Raw genomic sequence first — 17,982 nt, forward strand, 5'->3', positions numbered from 1 at the left:
GTGCCTGTCCGGCGCGGGTCGGCTCGCCGCGCTGCGGGGCCTGCTGCGGCACGCGTCGGCGCTGCGGGTGTACGGGCCGCCGGTGGCCGCCGGCGCGGCACCGGTGGCCAGCGTGTGGGAGCTGGACCTGGCCGGGATGAGCCTGTCGCTGGCCCTGTCACCGGAGCCGGCCCGGGGCTTCTCCGGCGAGGGCGGCGTCCTGCCCGCCCTGGCCGGCGACGAGGTCGCCGACGACGCCGAGCTGATCGGCGGACTGCTCGACTGGGATCCGAGCGTCGACGTCGACGCGCTGGCCGAGGCGTCCGGCCTGGCCGCCGCCCGGGTGCGCGCGGCGCTGACGCTGCTCGGCACCGCCGGTCGGGTCGGCTACGACGTCGCGCGGGCCGGCTACTTCCACCGGGTGCTGCCCTACGATCCGGGCCGCGCCGAGCGGGACAATCCCCGGCTGACCGCGGCCCGGGCGCTGGTCGAGGCCGGTGCGGTGACCCCGGACCCGGACGGGGCGACGGTACGCGCCGGTGACCAGGTCTACCGGGTGCGGCAGCTGCCCGACGGCACCCGCACCTGCACCTGCACCTGGTGGGCGCGGCACCGGGGCGGGCGGGGGCCGTGCCGGCACGCCCTCGCCGCCGCGATGGTCACCGCCCCGGTGGGGGTGACGGCGTGACCGAGGCGAGCGACACGGTCCACCGTCTCGTCAACGGCGACATCACCGCCGCCGTGGACACCGTCTCCGGGCTCGACGAGGAACAGCGCCGCCAGCTCGGCATCGAGCTGACGGCGTACGTGCGCCGGCACCGCGACGAGTGGTGGTCCCGCTGGCGGGCCACTGCGTTGGCCGTCGCGGCGGTCGGCTGCCTGCCGACGGCTGCCCAGGCAGCCGAGGTGCTGGGGCGCCGCAACCTCTCGCTGCTGGCGACACCCGCGGCACCGGTGATCGACGTGGCCAGACGCCGGGGTGTCACCTGGCTGGCCGACCTGGCGTACCGCCTCGTCGGGCGGATCGACCGTGAGTCACCCGGTGAAAACTGGTGGTTCATCGCCGAGCTGCTGACCGCCGAACAGGCCGCGCCGCCGACCGACGACCTGTTCGTCCTCGGCTGGGCGGTGACGGCCAGCCGACCCCGCGACCACGAGTGGAGCGTCGCGCTGGTCGACCGGATGCGCCGGCACCCGTTCCTGGACGCGCTGGCCCCCCGAATGTTCGACGTCGACGGGGTCGGCGGCCAGTGGGCCTGGACCGACCAGCAGCCGGACGGCCGGTCGGGGATGCCACTGGCGTTGGCGCAGCTGGCCGCCGAACGGCGGCTGGACCGCACGATGCTGCTGGACGGCACGCTCAGCCGCATGCTGCGCGGTGAGCGCCCGGCCGCGCTGCGCGTCTTCCTCGGCCTGCACGACGCACTGGCGCCGACCGGCGACGAGGTACGCGACCGACTCCCCACGTACCTGCGGCTGCTCGCCGACGGCCCGTCGACGGCGGCCGCACTGGCCCAACGGACGCTGCGCAAGCTGCCGGACATCGACCTCGACACGCTGCTCGACACGGCGCCGGCCGTCCTGGGCCGACCGGAGAAAACCCTGGTACGGGCCCAGCTGAGCTGGCTCGATCAGCTGGCCCGCCGGGACCGCGCCCAAGCGGCGCGGATCGCTGCGGTGCTGGCCGTCGCCGCCGAGCACCCGGCGGTCGACGTCGCCGACCGGGCGGCCGCGCTGGCCGCGAAACACGGCCACCGGATGGCGGCGCCCGCCGAGGTGCGCCACGTCGGCGACGTCCTGCCCCCGGTGCCACCGCCGGCCCCGGCGCCGCCGCCGATCACCCACCCGGACGAGTTGGCCGAGGAGATCGCCGCGCTGTTCGGCGGGTCCTCGACCGACGCACTGGGCCTGGAACGGATCCTCGACGGCCTGATCCGGTCGACCGCCGCCGATCGGACCGCCACGGTGGCGGCGCTGACCCCGGTGCTCGACCGGGCCGGTGTGCTGGCCTGGTCCTCGCGGCCCGAGGAGCGGCTCGGTGGCCTCGGCGGCGTGCTGCGGATCCTCGCCGGCAGCGAGGATCGGACCCCGCCACGGAGCTGGCAGGTGCTGCTGTCCACCTGGGGCCAGCGGCAGACCTCCGGTCAGCGGCCCGCCGACCCGCAGCAGGCGGTGCTGCGCCGACTGCTGCGCACCCGGGTCGCGGAGATCGGCCGGGCCGTCGCCGGTCCCGGGGCGGCGGAGTTCACCGGTCCCGAGACGGCCGAGCTCGCCAGTCTCGGGGCCGTGGGCCTCGTCGCCGCACCGTCGCTGGCCACCGGGGCGGTGGCGGCGGAGGAGCTGTACGACCGGCTGGCCCGCCTCGGTGAGCGCCAGCCGTGGCCGGCGGACCTCACCCAGGCGCTGCTGCGGTTGCCGTCCGTCGTCGACGAGCCGCTGGCGGCGAAGGCGACGGCGTTGGGCACCCCGGCCGGGCAGGCCCTGGCCGACTGGCTGCGCTGCGGCGGGCTGCCCCGGCCGCACTACCGGGTGGTGACGGCCGTCCGTCGGCGCCGGCAGGGCAGCTACGACTACTGGCACGACCGGTTGCCGACGCAGCGTCGGGTCGTCGAAGCCTCGGTACCGCCCGGGGTGACCGACCAGCACGGTCTGCTCAGCGTCCCGGCCCGAGCGGTTGACATCGCGTCGATCGCCGACGAGCGGCACTGGCCGGCGCAGCTGCCCGGCTACCGAGGGCTGGTCGCCGCGTACGTCCTGCCGTTGGTCGCCGGCAGCGCGGACCTCGACGAGCCGGGCGGCGCCGCGCTGCTGCCGATGCTCGCCGAGTGCACCGGCGAGACCACGCCGGCGCTCGACCTGGCGGTGGCGTACGGGCTGGCCGCCCGGCACGAGGCCGACCGGGTGGCGGCCGTCGACGCGCTGCTGCTGCTCGCGGCCGCCGGCGGGCTCGACGCCCTGGCCGTCGGTGGTCACCTCGGCTCGCTCACCGCCGACAAGATGATCACGCTGTCCCGGGTCGTCCAGCCGTTGCGGGACGCGGCGGCGGCCGGTGCGCCGCTGACCACCTGGCGGATTCTCGCCGCCGCGCTGCCGGCGCTGCTGACCGTCCAGCCTGCGCCGCGCGGGCTGCCGGACCTGCTGGCGCTGGCTGCGCAGACAGCGGCGGCGACCGGCGTGCGCCTCGACGTGCCCGGGCTCGCCGACGTCGCCGCCCGGGGCGGGTCCAGCCGGCTGGTCACCGAGGCCCGGCGACTGGTCGCCGCCTCCCGATAGCCGGCCGGTGCTGACCGGGAGGCGGCGCCGTCGGAGTCAGTCCTCGGCCCGCCAGCGGTAGTACTCCTTGGCGACCGCGTCCACCGGGCCACGCCAGGCGTCCTGGTTGTACGGGCTGATGTACGGGCTCAGCTCCTCCATGATCTTGCCGAACTTCGGCTTGTCGTGGATCCGCGCGTCGTCGGCGGTGTGCGGGACCGAGCGTTCCAGCAGGTGCACGTAGACGTCGTCGATCGAGTAGAGCCAGCGCGCGGTCACGCTCATCTCGACCGGCAGCGTGCCGGCGTCGGATTCGGTGAAGATCCGGGCGACGTTGTCCTCCGCGCCGGGCTTGATCCGCCCGACGATCACGGTCAGATGCCGGCCGGCCGGGTCCGGGCCGGTCCCTTCCGCCGGGCCGGTCCCTTCCGCGGTCCAGCGGTAGAACTCCTTGGCCACCGAGTGCGACGGGTTCTGCCAGTTGCGCGGGTACGGGGTGACGTACGGGCCGATCGCCTCGGCGATCTCCTTGAACGCGGGCAGGCCCCGGGTCTGCCCGGAGATCGCCGGGTCCTCGTTGCGTTCGACGATGTGAATGTAGAGGTCGTGGTGGGACAGCAGGATGCGCCCGATGACGCCGAAGTCCTGCGGCCGGGTGGCCCTGTCGTAGTGGCCGAAAGTCTTGGCGATCTTGTCCTCGCTGCCCGGCACCATGCGGCAGACGATCACGTTGCGGAAGACCATGACAACTCCTCGCAGAACGGTGGGGATCGGCCGGGTCGGTTCGCCCGGTGGTCGGTGGTGGATCGGCCGGGTCGGTTCGCCCGGTGACCGGTGGTACGTCAGCCGGTGGCGGTGAACCGGACCGGCAGCTCGAGCAGCCCGCGAAACGGCGAGGCCGCCGGGAGTCGGCGCAGTTCGGCGGCGGGTACGGCCAGCCGCAGGTCCGGCAGCCGGCGCAACAGCCCGCCGATGCCGGTCCGGGCCTCGATACGGGCCAGCGAAACACCCAGGCAGTAGTGCACCCCGTGGCCGAAGCCCAGGTGGGGTCCACGTTCGCTGGTCACGTCGAGGCGGTCGGGGTCGGTGAAGTGGTCCGGGTCGCGGTTGGCCGAGTTGAGCACCACCCCGACCGCCGCCCCGCGCGGGATGCGGACACCGTCGTACTCGACGTCCTCGGTAGCCACCCGGGGGCTGGCGATCGGCAGCGGGCCGTCGAAGCGCAGCAGCTCCTCGACGGCCGCTGGCAGCAGCTCGGGCCGGGCCAGCAGCAGCTCGTACTGTCCGGGGTTGGTCAACAGGGCCAGCATGGCGTTGCCGATGAAGTCGGCGGTGGTCTGGTGACCGGCGAACAGCAGCAGGAACGCGGTGGAGACCAGCTCCCGTTCGGTGAGCGCCCCATCGTGGTCACAGGCATCGATCAGGGCGGTGAGCATGTCGTCGGCCGGCGTCGCGCGTTTGGCCCGGACCAGTCCGGTCAGGTAGTCGTGCAGCTGCGCCTGCACCTGCTGCACCGCTGCCCGCTCCTGGTCGGGCGGCCGGCTGGCCGACCCGGAGGTCCGGATCACCTGGGTCCAGCCGAGCACCTGTTCGTGGTCGGGTGTCGGCACGCCGAGCAGCTCGCAGATCACCACCATCGGCAGCGGTACGGCGAACTCGTGCATCAGGTCCGCCTCGCCCCTCGGTGCGAACTTGTCGAGCAGGTCGTCGACGACCTGGCCGATCCGGGGCCGCAGGGCCTCGATACGCCGGGGCGCGAACGCCTGCGACACCAGCCGGCGCAGCCGGCTGTGTTCCGGCGGATCCGAGTTGAGCATGTTCTTGTTCAGGCCCTCCGAGTTCGGCCCGAAGAACCGCAGGTAGTGGCCTTCCGGGCCGTACAGGTCCTTGGACAGCCGCGGATCGGTCAACGCTGCCCGCGCGTCGTCGTAGCGGGTGATCAGATAGGAGTCGAACCGGGGTGAGGCGACCAACCGGACCGGGCACTGCGCACGCATCCGGGCGTAGGTGGGGTACGGGTCGGCGGCGTACCCGTCGGTGTAGAACTCCGCCGCCGGGACGGCCTGCTCAGCGGATCCGACCGGCTCGGCCGGTCGCGGATCGGCGGTCATCGGTGCTCCTCTCGTTCGCTCGGCACGCTGTGCAGCACCTGGTAGGTGTGCCGCTGCGCGGATTCGCGCAGCTCCCGGATCACCCGCAGCAGCCGGTCGCGCTGCGCGCTGCGGCCGAACGCGTCGAGGCGTTCCCGGTCCGCCCAGTCGGTGATGATCAGGTAGCTGCGGGGATCGTCGGCGTCGCGGACCAGGTCCTGGCGCAGGCAGCCGTCGAGGGTGCGGATCTGATCGGCGATGGCCTGCCACTCGGTCTCGAACCGCCGCTCGCACCCGGGGCGGGTCCGCATCGACAGCACGGCGCGGACGGGACCCGGCACCAGGTCCGCCCGGTTCATCTGGCCTGTCCGGCTCATCTGGTTTGTCCGGTTCACTTGGTCTGTCTGGTTCTGGGGAGCGGCGGTCACCGGACACCGCCGTTGAACACCAGGTACAGGTGGTGGCGTAGTGCATCGACGTCGATCGGGTGGCTGCGGAAGCCGACGTACCCGTCCGGCCGGATCAGGTAAGCGGCGGCACCGGCGGTGCCGTACCCGGCCCGGAACTCACCGGCGGCGTCGTGGAGCACCGGCGGATGGTCCGCTGGCAGGGCTGGCGTGTCCGGGCTGAGCAGCAGGTAGACCTCGACTTCGCCGTACGTCCGATCCGGCAGGTCGGCGCTGAGCTTGTCGATGGCGGCCAGAGTGGCCTCGTCCGCCGTCCGGTCGGCGTAGAGCAGCAGAGTGTGCCGGGTCCCCCGGGTCAGCTCGTGCAGCCGCATCGAATGTCCGACTCCGCGTCGACGTAGGCCGGACACGTCGGGAGCGCGCTCCCCCGGGGCCGGGCCGGCCCGCAGCGCGTCCACGGTGGCCAGCGACTCGCCGACGAGTGGACTGTCGGCGTAGCTGACCAGCATCGACATCTCCTGCAGGAACTGCCTTTCGAGGTCCTCGCGTTCCAACTCGTCAGTGAAGGCCAGCCGCACCGCCCGCCCGACGACCTCTTCCCCCTGTGGCCGGCGCTCGATCTGGTAGCTGTCCAGCAGGCCGGGCGCGGCGACACCACGGACCGCCAATGCCAGCTTCCAGGCCAGATTCCAGGCGTCCTGGATGCCGGTGTTCATGCCCTGACCGCCGGCTGGCGGATGCAGGTGTGCGGCGTCGCCTGCGACGAAGACCCGTCCGTCGCGGTAGCGGTCGACGATGCCGTGACTGATCCGGAAGATCGACGACCAACGCAGGTTGGCCGCGGTCGTTGCGGCCGGGGCGAGCTGGTCCAGCACTGCCTGCACGTCGGCGAGGGTCGGTTCGCCGAGTTCGGCGCTGAACCCGGGCGGGGCGTTCTCGCCACGGGTGGCGGCGAAGTAGCGCGGCGGCGCCATGGTCGCGATCCGGTAGCGGGATTCACCCCGCAGCGGTACGCAGACCAGCATGTTGTCCAGCTGGCCGTCGGTTTCGTGGATGAACCGCAGCAGGTGGCCGGCGGGCATGTCCCAGTCGACGTCGACGTCGCCGAGCATGAACAGTTGCGGGAAGCGGCCCAGCCCGCCGGTGAAGGTGAGGCCGAGCAGTTGGCGTACCCGGCTGTGCGCGCCGTCGGCGCCGACGAGGAACTTGGCGCGGACCGTCTCGGTGCCGCCGTCGGCGTGGGCGAGGTTGGCGGTGACTCCGTCGTCGTCGCTGGTGAAGTCGACCAGTTCGGCGCCGCGCCGGGGCCGTACGCCGAGTGTGGCGAGCCGGTCGGTGAGGATCCGTTCGGTCTCGTACTGGGGCAGACCCAGGTGTGCGTACGGCAGCTCCGGCAGCTCCCAGCTGCCCCGGTACACCTGGTGACCGTTGACGAAGACCGCTTGGCCGGTCAGCCAGATGCCAGCGTTCATCGCGTCCCGGACGACGCCCTGGTCCTCCCAGATCTCCATGGTGCGGCAGTGCACCCCGATCGCCTTGTCCGCCTGGTCGGGCGGGCTGGTGAGTTTGTCGATCACCTGGCAGTCGACGCCGCGGCGGGCGAGTTCGATCGCGGCGGTGAGCCCGGTCGGGCCGGCGCCGACGATCAGTACGTCGGTGGTGTCGGCCGCTGCCGCTGGCGGATCGGCGGGCGGATCGGCCGGTTGGTCGGCGGGGTGGTCGGCGGGGTGGAAGATCCGGGGGCGGATCCCGACGAGGAACTCGGCGATCGGGCCGGCTTCGGCCCGCTCGTGGTCGGGGTCGGAGATCCACCGGCGGAACTGCTCCGGGCTGCTCCACTCGGCGAAGATGTGGTGCACCGGGGTGCCGGGTTCGCGTAGCAGCTCCTCACGCATATATCCGTCCACTCCGGAAAGTCGACTGACGACCTCGGCGTGCCCACGGTGGAACTCGTCGATCCGGTCGGTGGGAACGGTGATCGGCACGTCGACGTAGATCCGGGTGTCGGTGCCGGCCCGACCGCGCATCACCCGGTAGCTGCCGGCGGTCGGCGGTTCGCAGGCGGCCGCTACGGCGTCGGCCCACTGCCGGGCGACGGGCCCGTCGAGGTGGTCGCGCAACGCGTCGTCGTCGGCCCACTCGGTGACCACGACGAAGGTACGCGAATCGGTGGCGTCGACGAGCAGCTGTCGCAGTCGGTTGCCGGGCGCCGCACCGATGTCGTCGGCGACGGCCTGCCACGCTGACTCCACAACCGTCTCGAATCCGCTGCGGGCGCGGACCCGGAGCATCGTCCTGATCATGTGGTCCCCCTGAACGGCGTGCGGTGGACCTGACCTTCGCCGACACCGCGTCACCCGGCCGTCAACGCGGCACGGGGCACGGTGGGCGGCCGGTGACGCGCCGGCGACCCGGCTGAGGAACGATCTGCAGGCGTGCGCTCAGCCGACCGCCTCGGCGGTGAACAGCGCCGCCTGTTGCGGGTGCAGCAGCGGTGCGGGCAGTCCGACCTCGGCCAGCACCCGGCCGGGCAGGGTCGCCTCGCCCCGCTGAAGCCAGGCCGGCGGCCGCACCTGCAGCGTCGCCGGCACCGGGCCGATCCGCAGTGGGCTCACCCGGTAGCGGCGCTGCGGGTCGAGACCGGGCAGCCGCAGCGGTACCGGTAGCGCGGACCGCGCCGCGTCGAGCGCCACCAGGGCGTACACGCCGGTACGCCGGTCGGCGGCGACGACCCCATACAGCTGCCGGGCCGGATCCGGGCTGTCGGTGCGGACCAGCGTCCCGGTGTGCAGCAACGGCCGCAGCCGCCGGTACGCGGCGACCCACTCGGCGACGTCGGCGCGTTCGGCGTCGGTCGCGGTGGTCAGGTCCCATTCGATGCCGGCGTGCCCGAACAGCGCGGTGGCCAGTCGGAAACTCAGGTCGGTGGCCCGGCCGGTGACGTGCGCGGTGCCGGCGCCCAAATGCCCGCCGAGGTACTCCAGCGGCATCAGCACACTGGTCCAACGCAGGATCCGCTGCCGGTCGAGCGGGTCGTTGGTGTCGGAGGTCCAGAACCGGTCGACCAGTTCACCGATGCCCAGGTCGATGCGGCCTCCGCCGGAGGCGCAGCTTTCGATCTCCAGGTCGGGGTGGGCCACCCGCAGGTCGGCCAGGAGCCGGTACAGCGCCGTGGTCTGCCGGTGCGCGCCGGTCGCGGCGAGCAGGTCCCGGTTGTGGTCCCACTTCAGGTAGGCGATCGGGTACGCCTCGAGCAGCGCGCCGAGCCGCTCCCGCAGATACCGGTAGGCGTCCGGGTTGTCCAGGTCGAGCACCCGCTGGTGCCGCCAGGTCGGCGCGTGCGTCGGCCCGAGCAGCCAGTCGGGGTGGGCACGGGCCAGGTCGGAGTCGGGGCTGACCATCTCCGGTTCCACCCACAGCCCGAAGTCCATCCGCCGGGCGCGGACCCGGTCGATCAGTGGCCCCAGACCGGCCGGCCAGCGCCGCGGGTCGACGGACCAGTCGCCGAGCGCCCGCCGGTCGTCGACCCGGCCGGTGAACCAGCCGTCGTCGAGGACGAAACGTTCGACGCCGACCTGCGCGGCGGCGTCGACCAGCCGGGTCAGCCGGTCGAGATCGTGGTCGAAGTAGACCGCCTCCCAGGTGTTGAGCACCACCGGCCGGGGCCCGGGCAGCGGGCGGCGGGCCCGGATCCAGCCGTGCAGCCGCGCGGAGAGACCGTCGAGGCCGTCTGCGGAGAACGCGGCGACCGTCCACGGGGTGGTGTACGTGCCGTCGGGCGGCAGGATCAGCTCGCCGGGGGCGAGCAGTTCACCGGCGCCGAGCAGGCTCTGCCCGGTGGCCTGGCGTTCGGCGTACAGCTGCTTGTCGCCGCTCCACGCCAGGTGCACCGCCCACACCTGGCCGTGCCGGAACCCGAACCCGGCGGTGCCGGCGACCATCAGGTACGGGTCGTCGTGGCCGGGCCGGCCGTGGCGGGTGGACCGCGTCCACGTACCGTCGCGCAGTCGGCTGCGCTGCGGACGCCGCTCGTTGGCCCAGAGCCCGGTGAAGTCGAGCACCTCCTCGGCCCGCTCCGGCACCGGCAGCACGACGTCCGCCGCGGCCAGGTGCAGGTCGACCTCGGCGATGTTGCGCACCTGGTGGCGGAGCCGTAGGACGCCCTGCTCGCTGAGCGAGACGTCGGTGCTGACCCGCAGCCCGCCGGCGGCGCAGCCGCACTCGATTACCAGGTCACGGGGACCGGTCCGGCCGACGGTGTGCAACCGCAGGTCGTCAACGGGCCGGCCGGCCCAGTGTCCGGCGATGCCGGGCCGGCCGGTCCAGCCCTGGCCCGGGGTGGGCAGCAGGGTGAGTCGCAGCGGCTGGTCGACCGCACTGGGCGGCACCGGTGGGACCGCCGCGTCGGCCAGGTCGGTCAACTCGGCCTCGGTGAGGTCGCCGAGGTCGCCGCCCCAGTGCAGGACGACCGGTGGGTACGGGCCACGGGCGTCCAGCACGAGGCTGGCGCCCGCGGCCCGCAGGTACGCGATCAAATGGTCACTCCGCTACCGGGATGGACTGCGACTTCAGGGTATCCACGGTAGAGGTTTGCGCGGCGGTCAGCGCGTCCAGCAGGCTGCCCTGACCGGAAACCGCCGCCTTGAAGCCGTCGGAGGCGTCGGCGTAGGTCTGGGTCATCGTCGGACCCCAGACGAAGCCCTCCGCGACCTGCTCCGACGCCTCGGCGAAGACCTCGTAGATCGGCTGGCCACCGTAGAACTCCACGCCCTCGCGCAGCGCCGGCAGCTGGGTGCCGGCAGTGGTCGCCGGGTAGAGGTTCGCTTCGGCGTTGAGCAGGGTCAACGCCTCCTCGGAGGTGTTCAGCCAGAGGGCGAACTGAGCGGCCTCGTAGACGTGCTCGCTGCCCCGGAACACGGCGGTGGAGGAACCACCCCAGTTGCCGGCGACCTGGTCGCCGGCGTTCCACTGCGGCATCGGCGCGACCGCCCACTTGCCGGCGGTGTCCGGCGCGCCGGAGCTGATCGAGTTGGCGCCCCACACGGCCGACACCCAGGTCCAGGCGGAGCCGCTGTTGTAGGCGTTGTCCCACTCGGTGGTCCACGGCGGCACAGTCGAGACGAGGTCGCGGTCGATCAGGTCCTGCCAGTACTCGGCGACCTGGGTGGTCTGCGGGTCGGTCAGGTCCACCGTCCACTGGTCGCCGTCGTTGGCGAACCACCGGCCGCCGGCCTGCCAGGCCAGCCCGGCAAACTGGTTGATGTCGCTGGACGAGAAGTTGGTGATGTAGCCGCCGGCGGCGCGGACCGTCTCGGCGGCGGCCGCGTACTCGGCCCAGGTGGTCGGCACCTCGATGCCGTTGGCCTCGAATAGGTCCGCCCGGTAGAACAGGGCCATCGGTCCGGCGTCCTGCGGTACGGCGTACGCCGAGCCCACCTCGCCGAAGCTGACCTGCCCCCAGGTCCAGTCGACGAACTGGTCCTGGGCGTCGAGCACGATATCGCAGGCGCCGAGGTCGACCAGGCCGTCCTGCACCCGGAAGCTGGGCAACGCGTCGTACTCGATCTGGCCCAGGTCCGGTGCGTTGCCGGCGCGCAGCTGGTTGAAGAAGTTCTGGTAGGTGCCGCCGTTGCCGTTCGGCCCGGTCTGCACGTTCACCTGGATGTCGGGGTTCTGCTCGTTCCAGACCTCGACCACCTGCTCGATGCCGGGGATCCAGGAGGTGAAGTCGAGGGTGACCGGGCCCTCGGCCGGGCTGCAGTCGGTGGCGGCGCCGGAACCGGAACCGGAGTCACCGGAATCGCCGGAGGAGCAGGCGGTCAGCGCTAGCGTGCCGGCGAGCAGTACGCCGACCGTCGAGGCGGGGAGTCTCATCGAAATCCTTCTCTCGTTATCGGTGGGTGGACGGGTACGGCGGAAGGCGGGGTTCACTTGACCGAGCCGGCCCCGAGGCCGGTCCGCCAGAAGCGTTGGAGCAGCAAGAACGCCGCGACCAGCGGCACGATCGACAGCAGCGCGCCGACGAGCACCAGGCCCCGCAGTTCGGGCAGCTGGTTGACCTGGGTGTTCCAGGTGTAGAGGCCGAGGGTGACCGGGAACAGCCGCTCGTCGCCGAGCATGATCAGCGGCAGCAGGAAGTTGTTCCAGACCGCGACGAAGTGGAACAGGAAGATGGTGACCAGGGCGGGCAGCATCAGCCGGGTGGCGACGGTGAAAAAGGTCCGTACCTCGCCGGCGCCGTCGAGGCGGGCCGCTTCCAGCAACTCGTCGGGCACGCTCGCGGCGGCGTAGATCCGGGCCAGGTAGACCCCGAACGGGTTGACCAGGCTGGGCAGGAACACCGACCAGAAGGTGTTGGTCGCCTCGAACCGGCTGAAGATCAGAAACAGTGGCAGGGCGAGCGCGGTCGCCGGCACCAGCACCCCGCCGAGCACCACGTTGAACAGCGTCTCCCGGCCAGGGAACCGGTACTTGGCCAGGGCGTACCCGCACATCGCGGCGAGCAGGGTACCGATCAGGGCGGCGCCGCCGGTGTAGGCGAGGCTGTTGAGGATCCAGCGGGGAAACACCCCGTCGCGGTAGGTCAGCACCTCGGCGACGTTGTCGACCAGCGAGAAGTCGTCGAACCACAGGGGCGCACCCTGGGTGAACCGCCCCTCGGGTTTCGCCGAGGCGACCACCAGCCACCAGATCGGCACCAGGAAGTACGCGGTGCAGACCAGCATCACCAGGGTCGCGGCGGACCGCGACAGCAGCGACTCCCGCGACGGCGTACCGCCGGGGGTGCGGCCGGCGGTGGTCCTGGCCGGGGCGCTCATCGCGCGTCCCGGCGCTGGGTGAATTTCAGGAACGTGAACGACAGCGCGAAGGTCGCCAAGGCGAGCACCACCGAGAAGGCCGCGGCCAGGTTGAAGTTGGGGATGGAGGAGGTGGAGTAGACGGTCAGGTTCGGGGTGTAGGTGCTGGACACCGCTGAGCTGAAGGTTCGGAACACCTGCGGTTCGGCCAGCAGCTGCAGGGTGCCGATGATGGAGAAGACGGTGGTCAGCACGATCGCCGGCAGCACCATCGGGATCTTGATCGACCAGGCGATCCGGGCCGGACCGGCGCCGTCGAGCCGGGCCGCCTCGTAGATCTCCGGCGGGATCGCCAGCAGCGACGAGTAGATGATCAACATGTTGTAGCCGACGTAGACCCAGGTGACGACGTTGGCGATGGACCACAGCACCAGGTCCGCGCCGAGCAGGTCCACCCGACCGGTCACCGCGGCGAACGGCGACAGGTTGGGCGAGTACAGGAAGCCCCACATGATCGCCGCGACGACGCCGGGTACCGCATACGGCACGAAGAAGGCGAGCCGGAAGAAGCGTCGACCGCGGACCAGACCGGAGTCGAGCAGCAGGGCCAGCAGCAGAGCGACGCCGAGCATCACCGGCACCTGGACCACGCCGAACAGCAGCACCCGGCCGATCGACGACCAGAACGAGCCGTCGGCGAACACCCGCTGGTACTGGGCGAGCCCGCCGAAGACCTCCCGGGCCGGGCCGAAGGTGCCGGTGCGTTCCACGACGTACAGCGACTGGACCATGGCGTAGCCGATGGGGACGGCGTAGAAGAGCGCGAAGAGCGTCCCGAACGGCACCACGAAGATCGCGATGGCGCTCTTGTGCGGCACGGGTGCCCGGCGACGGCCGGTCGCCGTCGCCCGCACCGGACGGGATCTGCTCACCGGGCCGACTCCTCTCTGACCACCCGGACCTCGCCGGGGCCGACTCGCAACCGCCCGTCGACCGGGGTGCCGGTGACGAGTTCGTAGCCACTGGCGGCGTGGCGGATCTCCCGACGGCCGTGGTTGACGACGAACAGGTAGCTGCGGTTGCCGCCGACGCGCCGGACCACCTCGACCGAGCCGTCGTTCTCCGGACCATGCGGGACCACCCCGGCCCCGTCGACGGCGGCACGCAGCACGTCACGCAGCCCGTCGGGGGCCAGCGCGGTCGCCAGGTACCAGGCGATGCCGGCGCCGTAGTCGTTGCGGGTGACCGCCGGGGTGCCGGGCAGCGGGCCGTCGGCGTAGCAGGCGACGGTCGTGGCGGTGGTGGTCCGCAGCCGCTCGGTCCACCAACGGGCGCGGGCGCCGTTGTCCAAAGTGACGTCGACCCCGGGCAGCAGCGGGACGAACTCCTCGCCGACCACACCGAGCAGATCCCGGAAGGCACCGGGGTAGCCGCCGAGGCGGATCCGGTCGTGTTCGTCGACGATGCCGCTGTAGAAGGTCACCAGCAGGTGGCCGCCGGCGTCGACGTACCGGGCGAGCGCGGTGGCCTGCTCGTCGGTCACCAGGTGCAGACACGGCACGACGACCAGCCGGTACCCGGCGAGGTCGGCGTCCGGCGCGGCGACGTCGCAGGTAACGCCGAGCTCCCGCAGCCCGGTGTACGCGGCGTGCACCTGGTCGAGGTAGCGAATCTCGGTCGACGGGCGGGCCGTACCGTCGGCGGACCACCAGGACTCCCAGCTGAACAGCAGGGCCACGTCGGAGTGCACCCGGGTGCCGGCGACCTCGCCGACCCGGTCGAGCACCTCCGACAGTCGCAGCACCTCCCGCCAGGTGGTGGTGTCGGTGCCGGCGTGCGGCAGCATCGCCGAGTGGTACTTCTCGGCGCCCGCGGCGGAGGCACGCCACTGGAAGAAGCAGATCGAGTCGGCGCCCCGGGCGACGTGGGTGAGCGAGTTGCGGATCATCTGGCCCGGCTCCTTGGCGAGGTTCCAGGGCTGCCAGTTGACCGCGCCGGTCGCCTGCTCCATCAGCATCCACGGCGCTCCCCCGGCCAGCCCACGGGTGAGGTCGGCGGCGAAGGATAGTTCCGCGACCGGGTCGCCGAGCCGGTGGTCCAGATAGTGGTCGTTGGCTACGATGTCCAGGTCAGGAGCCCAGGACCAGTAGTCTAGATTCCTGATATGGGCGGTTACCATGAGATTCGTGGTGATCGGCGCGGCGCTGTACCGGCGCAGTACCGCCGCCTCGGCGCGGTAGTGCTCCAGCAACTGCGCGGAGCTGAACCGGTGGAAGTCCAGTAGCTGTGCCGGGTTGGCCACCGACAGGTTCGCCCGGGGTGGATCCACCTCGTCCCAGTCGCCGTAGCGCTGACTCCAAAAGGCCGTGCCCCAGGCGTCGTTGAGTGCGTCGAGGCTGCCGTAGCGCTGCCGCAGCCAGTGCCGGAACGCGACCGCGCTGGGCTCGTCGTAGCACAACGCGTTGTGGCAGCCGAGTTCGTTGGACACGTGCCACAGCGCCAGGGCGGGGTGCCCGCCGTAGCGTCGGGCGACCTGCTCGGCCAGCGCCAGGGCGTGCCCGCGGTACACCGGCGAGCTGGGGCACCACGCCTGTCGCCCGCCGGGGAAGCGGGTGGTGCCGTCGGCGGCCCGCGGCAGCACCTCGGGGTGGCGGGTGGTCAGCCAGGGCGGCGGGGAGGCGGTGCCGGTGCCGAGGTTGAGCCGGATGCCGGCGTCGTGCAGCAGGCCGATCACCTCGTCGAGGGCGGCGAAGTCGTACTCGCCCGGCCGGGGCTCGATGCTCGACCAACCGAAGATGTTGATCGCCACCAGGTCGACGCCGGCCTGTCGCATCAGCGCGACGTCCTCGCGCCACACCGCCGACGGCCACTGCTCCGGGTTGTAGTCACAGCCCAGCGCGATGCCGCGGATCGACGGCAGCAGTGATGCGGCCGACCGGTCACGGGGCAGTGTCATCGAGATGTCCTCGCTGCAGATACGGGCGTGTGTGTGCACGTGCACACATTTCGTCGTGTGTACAGTCGGCAAACGAATGTGTGAACGTGCAGACGTTAGAGCCGCGTTCCGCCGCAGGTCAAGGGCCGGCCGCTACAGTGATCGGCGTGAACCGGCCGAGACCGATGACGAAGCGGGCCACCGTGCACGACGTCGCCGCCGCCGCCGGCGTGTCCCGGGGCACCGTCAGCCGGGTCCTCAACGGTGGCTACGTCTCCCCCGTTGCCCGCGCCGCGATCCTCGCCGCCATCGCCGAGGTCGGCTACGTACCGAACACCGCCGCCCGCAACCTGGTCACCCAACGTTCCCAGGCGGTCGGCTTCATCGTGCTCGAACCGCACTCGCTGTTTCTGGAGGACCCGAACATCGGGGCGATCATGCTGGGCGCCAACGCGGTGCTCTCCGCCGGCGAGTACCAGATGGTCAACCTGGTGGTCGACTCCGACCGGGACACTGAACGGATCGCCCGCTACCTCAGTGGCGGCTTCGTCGACGGCGCGGTGATCGTCTCGGCCCGCGTACACGACCCGATCACCCGGGTCGTCACCGACCTGAAGTTGCCGGCCGCCTTCGTCGGGCACCCGCCCGACCTGGCGCAGGAGATCCCGTACGTCGGGGTCGACAACGTCGGCTCGGCACGGGAGATCACCACCCGGCTGGTCGCCACCGGCCGGCGGCGGATCGGCATGATCGCCGCCGCGCTGAACCGCGACTCCGGTGCCGACCGGCTCACCGGCTTCCGCCAGGCACTCGGCGACCGGTTCGACCCCCGGCTGGTCGCCGAAGTCCCCCTCTACGACTACTCGTGCGGCGTCAGCGGCATGCAGACCCTGCTGGAGCGGACACCCGACCTCGACGGCGTCTTCGCAGCCTCGGACGTGGTCGCCGCCGGAGCGATCCAGACCCTGCGCGAGGCCGACCGGACCGTACCGGCCGATGTCGGCGTGGTCGGATTCGACGACAGCGCCTGGGCGCTCCGCACCAACCCACCGCTGTCCACCGTGCACCAGCCAGCGAAGGAGATCGGGGCCCGCGCCGCCGACCTGGTGCTGCGCCAGATCAACGGCGACCACATCGCAGCCGGCGGGGCGCTGCTGCCGACCCCCGTCGTATGGCGCGAGTCCGCCTGAGCGGGATCACCCGGAACCGAACCCGGTTGCGCGTTTCCAAGCATCGCGGGCGCCGATCGACAGCGAAACGCTCGCCGCACCGGCATCCGCAACCGGGAATTGACGATGATCCGTGCTACAAACTCATCTGGCACCTAGCAGTGCAGTGCAAATGCGAAAGGGGCAACCTCGTTGAGAATCATTCGATTTTCCACAGGCGGCAAAGGCGGGGCCCACCGCGCCGTCCAACCACGCTCGGTCGGCAACCGGAAACGGAGGATCGTGCTCGGTTCGGTGGTCGCTGCGGCCCTCCTGGGCGGTGCCACGATCGCACCGCAGGCGTACGCGACGACGGCTTTCGACGGGCCGGGTATCCGCACCGACGTAGTGGACGCGATCACCGGCGAGCCGGTGGCCGACATCTGCGTATTCGCCGTTCCGGTATTCACGTTCAGCTTTACCGACGTCTGCCCGACCCGGAGCGACTCCCGGGGCCGGGTGAATGTCTCGGTTCCCGGGCCGGGTTCCTACAATCTGTTCGCGTTGCCCGACTCGGGTAGCCGGTACGGTGCCCAGTGGGTCAGCCAGGACGGCGGCACCGGCACCCAGAAGAATGCGCGGTGGTTCACCTTCTCCGCCGACGAGGTGCGGTCCGGGCCGACGATCCGACTGGACGCGCGCTCAGTGATCGTCGGCACCGTGCAGGGTGCCGACGACGAGACCCTGACGAACGGTACGGTCGGGCTCGTCGCGCCGGTCGCCGACGGTTCGCGGGATCCGCGCTACGCACCGGTCGACGACAAGGGCTCGTTCGTCGTCGACTGGCTGGGGCCGTACGAGTGGCCGCTGCTGTTCAGAGCGGACGGCTACCCGTACCAGTGGAGCGGGCACGTCGGCAACCGGCTGCGCGCCGACCTGGTGGCGGCGGACGTCAACGCCCCGCCGTACGCGTACCAGTTGGAGGCCGGGACCTCGGTGAGCATCGAGATCGCCGACCCGCCGCAGGGTCCGGGCCAGCTGGTTCTGCTCAACGTCAGCACGAAAGACCCGGTGGGGATCGTCGAGCTGGCCGACGAGGCGACCGGCGCGTCGCTCATGGTACTGCCGCGACAGCAGGTGAAGATCCGCTGTGTCTGCAGTAGTGAGCACCGCTGGCACGGTGGCACCGACTTCAGCAGTGCCACTGGCGAACCAATTCGCATGAACGGTCCGCAGAGCATCACGTTCATCCAACCCGCCTGATCCGCCACCAGTTGTCCGGCTGGGGGGGGGGGGGGGGGGGGGGGGGGGGGGGGGGGGGGGGGGGGGGGGGGGGGGGGGGGGGGGGGGGGGGGGGGGGGGGGGGGGGGGGGG

13 protein-coding genes are annotated in these 17,982 nt (G+C 71.9%); 4 read left to right on the forward strand and 9 right to left on the reverse strand.

Annotation, left to right across the window (positions count from 1 at the left end):
- On the forward strand, positions 1–667 hold a 667-nt coding region (locus ACXAHD_RS25445), incomplete at its 5' end, for an SWIM zinc finger family protein (protein WP_475053702.1).
- Positions 664–3,252: a DUF6493 family protein gene (locus ACXAHD_RS25450; RefSeq protein WP_281554566.1), complete on the forward strand. Its 2,589-nt coding sequence runs from the start codon at positions 664–666 to the stop codon at positions 3,250–3,252. The genes ACXAHD_RS25445 and ACXAHD_RS25450, both read left to right, overlap by 4 nt.
- A gap of 36 nt (positions 3,253–3,288) precedes the next feature.
- On the opposite strand, the gene ACXAHD_RS25455 is transcribed toward ACXAHD_RS25450, so the two are convergent.
- The 9 genes from ACXAHD_RS25455 to ACXAHD_RS25495 form a co-directional block, all read right to left on the reverse strand.
- Positions 3,289–3,975: a TcmI family type II polyketide cyclase gene (locus ACXAHD_RS25455; protein WP_281554565.1), complete on the reverse strand. Its 687-nt coding sequence runs from the start codon at positions 3,973–3,975 to the stop codon at positions 3,289–3,291.
- Between the two features lie 98 nt (positions 3,976–4,073).
- Positions 4,074–5,342: a cytochrome P450 family protein gene (locus ACXAHD_RS25460; RefSeq protein ID WP_281554564.1), complete on the reverse strand. Its 1,269-nt coding sequence runs from the start codon at positions 5,340–5,342 to the stop codon at positions 4,074–4,076.
- Positions 5,339–5,698: a putative quinol monooxygenase gene (locus ACXAHD_RS25465; RefSeq protein WP_281554563.1), complete on the reverse strand. Its 360-nt coding sequence runs from the start codon at positions 5,696–5,698 to the stop codon at positions 5,339–5,341. Before ACXAHD_RS25465 ends, ACXAHD_RS25460 begins: the two co-directional genes overlap by 4 nt.
- Positions 5,699–5,745: 47 nt before the next feature.
- The gene (locus ACXAHD_RS25470) at positions 5,746–8,031 is read right to left on the reverse strand and encodes an FAD-dependent monooxygenase (RefSeq protein WP_281554562.1); all 2,286 of its coding nucleotides are present in this window, start codon (positions 8,029–8,031) and stop codon (positions 5,746–5,748) included.
- A 138-nt stretch (positions 8,032–8,169) separates the two neighbouring features.
- Positions 8,170–10,263 carry an alpha-galactosidase gene (locus tag ACXAHD_RS25475; RefSeq protein ID WP_281554561.1) on the reverse strand — a complete coding sequence of 698 codons (2,094 nt, stop codon included), beginning with the start codon at positions 10,261–10,263 and terminating at the stop codon, positions 8,170–8,172.
- A 4-nt stretch (positions 10,264–10,267) separates the two neighbouring features.
- The gene (locus ACXAHD_RS25480) at positions 10,268–11,602 is read right to left on the reverse strand and encodes an ABC transporter substrate-binding protein (protein ID WP_281554560.1); all 1,335 of its coding nucleotides are present in this window, start codon (positions 11,600–11,602) and stop codon (positions 10,268–10,270) included.
- A gap of 53 nt (positions 11,603–11,655) precedes the next feature.
- A complete protein-coding gene (locus ACXAHD_RS25485; RefSeq protein ID WP_475053708.1) occupies positions 11,656–12,546 on the reverse strand; it encodes a carbohydrate ABC transporter permease in 891 nt (296 codons plus the stop codon).
- Positions 12,543–13,457, reverse strand: coding sequence for a carbohydrate ABC transporter permease (locus ACXAHD_RS25490; protein ID WP_281554559.1), 915 nt, complete (start codon positions 13,455–13,457; stop codon positions 12,543–12,545). Before ACXAHD_RS25490 ends, ACXAHD_RS25485 begins: the two co-directional genes overlap by 4 nt.
- On the reverse strand, positions 13,454–15,481 hold the full coding sequence (locus tag ACXAHD_RS25495; RefSeq protein ID WP_281554558.1) for a beta-galactosidase: 2,028 nt from the start codon (positions 15,479–15,481) through the stop codon (positions 13,454–13,456). The genes ACXAHD_RS25490 and ACXAHD_RS25495 overlap by 4 nt, the downstream gene beginning before the upstream one ends.
- Positions 15,482–15,627: 146 nt before the next feature.
- On the opposite strand from ACXAHD_RS25495, the gene ACXAHD_RS25500 reads away from it, so the two are divergent.
- Together ACXAHD_RS25500 and ACXAHD_RS25505 are read left to right on the forward strand one after the other, a co-directional pair.
- Positions 15,628–16,650 (forward strand): LacI family DNA-binding transcriptional regulator, encoded by a 1,023-nt coding sequence (locus ACXAHD_RS25500; RefSeq protein ID WP_475053713.1) that lies wholly within the window; start codon positions 15,628–15,630, stop codon positions 16,648–16,650.
- A gap of 261 nt (positions 16,651–16,911) precedes the next feature.
- Positions 16,912–17,871, forward strand: a complete 960-nt coding sequence (locus tag ACXAHD_RS25505) for a hypothetical protein (RefSeq protein ID WP_475053715.1) — start codon at positions 16,912–16,914, stop codon at positions 17,869–17,871.
- Positions 17,872–17,982 lie beyond the last annotated feature (111 nt).

The organism is Micromonospora sp. ABR4_055 (assembly GCF_056160425.1).

Excerpts from the sequence above, each read along its gene's own strand:
- ACXAHD_RS25460 (WP_281554564.1), bottom strand. The coding sequence starts at position 5,342 with ATGACCGCCGATCCGCGACCGGCCGAGCCGGTCGGATCCGCTGAGCAG.
- ACXAHD_RS25455 (WP_281554565.1), bottom strand. The coding sequence starts at position 3,975 with ATGGTCTTCCGCAACGTGATCGTCTGCCGCATGGTGCCGGGCAGCGAG.
- ACXAHD_RS25470 (WP_281554562.1), bottom strand. The coding sequence starts at position 8,031 with ATGATCAGGACGATGCTCCGGGTCCGCGCCCGCAGCGGATTCGAGACG.
- ACXAHD_RS25465 (WP_281554563.1), bottom strand. The coding sequence starts at position 5,698 with ATGAGCCGGACAGGCCAGATGAACCGGGCGGACCTGGTGCCGGGTCCC.
- ACXAHD_RS25480 (WP_281554560.1), bottom strand. The coding sequence starts at position 11,602 with ATGAGACTCCCCGCCTCGACGGTCGGCGTACTGCTCGCCGGCACGCTA.
- ACXAHD_RS25495 (WP_281554558.1), bottom strand. The coding sequence starts at position 15,481 with ATGACACTGCCCCGTGACCGGTCGGCCGCATCACTGCTGCCGTCGATC.
- ACXAHD_RS25485 (WP_475053708.1), bottom strand. The coding sequence starts at position 12,546 with ATGAGCGCCCCGGCCAGGACCACCGCCGGCCGCACCCCCGGCGGTACG.